Annotated in this window: 2 protein-coding genes; both read left to right on the top strand. The window is 57.6% G+C overall.

Annotated features, from left to right (window positions below; all coding sequences use genetic code 11):
- Nucleotides 1-58: 58 nt before the first annotated feature.
- Nucleotides 59-703, top strand: a complete 645-nt coding sequence (dhaL, locus tag ACM6UT_RS23315; RefSeq protein WP_416799648.1) for a dihydroxyacetone kinase subunit DhaL — start codon at nt 59-61, stop codon at nt 701-703.
- A 155-nt stretch (nt 704-858) separates the two neighbouring features.
- Nucleotides 859-1,282, top strand: a 424-nt coding sequence (locus ACM6UT_RS23310; RefSeq protein ID WP_416799649.1) for a sugar-binding domain-containing protein, incomplete at its 3' end; no start/stop codon positions are given.

Below are 1,282 nucleotides of genomic sequence, written 5' to 3'. Positions count from 1 at the left end.
GAAGCAACTTCTGGATGTGGATGTGCATTGCACAGCGGTTTTTTAAAGGAAGACATCGATGCTCACTCTCAACAATGCTCAGGCGGGCGTGATCGTCTTGGCGATCGCCGACAGGATCGTCGAAAACCGTGCCTACTTGAGTGAAATCGACGGAAAGATCGGCGATGGCGATCACGGGGTCAACATGGCCAAGGGATTTGGCATGGCCGCCGACCGGTTGAAGGGCAAGGATGTGTCGTTGGCCCAGTCGCTGGACGTGCTTGGGACGATCCTGATGACCGAGATTGGCGGTTCGATGGGGCCTCTTTACGGCATGATGTTCACGGAATTTGCCGAACAGATCGATGGTATCGAAGCCATCGACGCCGCGGCATTCAGCCGGATGCTGCATGCGGGATTGGAAGGCATCGAGGCAATCGGCTCGGCCAAGGTTGGTGACAAGACCTTGCTGGACACACTGGTGCCGGCTGTTCAAGCCTTTGACACATCGATTTCGGCCGGATCTTCGTTCGCAGATGCCCTTAGCGCCCTGGTGGACGCAGCGGAAGCCGGTCGGGATTCGACGATCAATCTGGTTGCCAAGATCGGTCGGGCAAGCCGCCTTGGTGAACGCTCCCTCGGCGTTCTCGATGCCGGGGCGACGTCCTGCGCAATCATCTTGAAGGAATTGTCATTGGGTGCGCGGGATCGGCTGGAAAGCTGACGGAATTTTCCCCCCACCCACACATACGGGGTTGGCGGCGATCTCAGGCCATCCGTTCATAGTCGAATAGTTTTCTGCGGTGACATTGCAAACTTTGGCGAACTCTCACATTTTCGGAACGAGAACGGGAAGTGCAGGGTTTCATGGCAACCAAGATGTCACGTGCTGACAAGATGATGACGCGGCAGGCTTCTCAGGCTGATTTGTCTGATGCCATACCGTTGCGATACGGGGATGATCCTTACATCTGGGCTTGCTGGCTCTATTATGAGGAAGGACGCACACAGTTCGACATCGCCCAGATCATGGGCATCTCGCGTGCAACGGTGAACAGCTACCTCGCAGATGCGCGCAGCCGTGGCATCGTCAATATCTCCCTGGAGCCATCCCGGTTGAGCTCGCTTGCAACAGCGCGCGAGCTCAAACAGCATTTTGGATTGCAGGACTGCCTGGTCGTGCCAGATGACGATGGCTCCAAGGCGTTGATCGAGCGTCTTGGAGCCGCAGGCGGCCAGGCGCTCGGCAAGCTTCTGAGATCCGGAGACACCCTGGCCGTTGCCTGGGGACGCACCGTGCTGG

It is taken from the genome of Ciceribacter azotifigens (genome assembly GCF_048159625.1).
Lineage (GTDB): Bacteria > Pseudomonadota > Alphaproteobacteria > Rhizobiales > Rhizobiaceae > Allorhizobium > Allorhizobium azotifigens.
The sequence above is the reverse complement of the archived record's forward strand: the minus strand, read 5'-3'. Positions and strand labels throughout refer to the sequence as shown.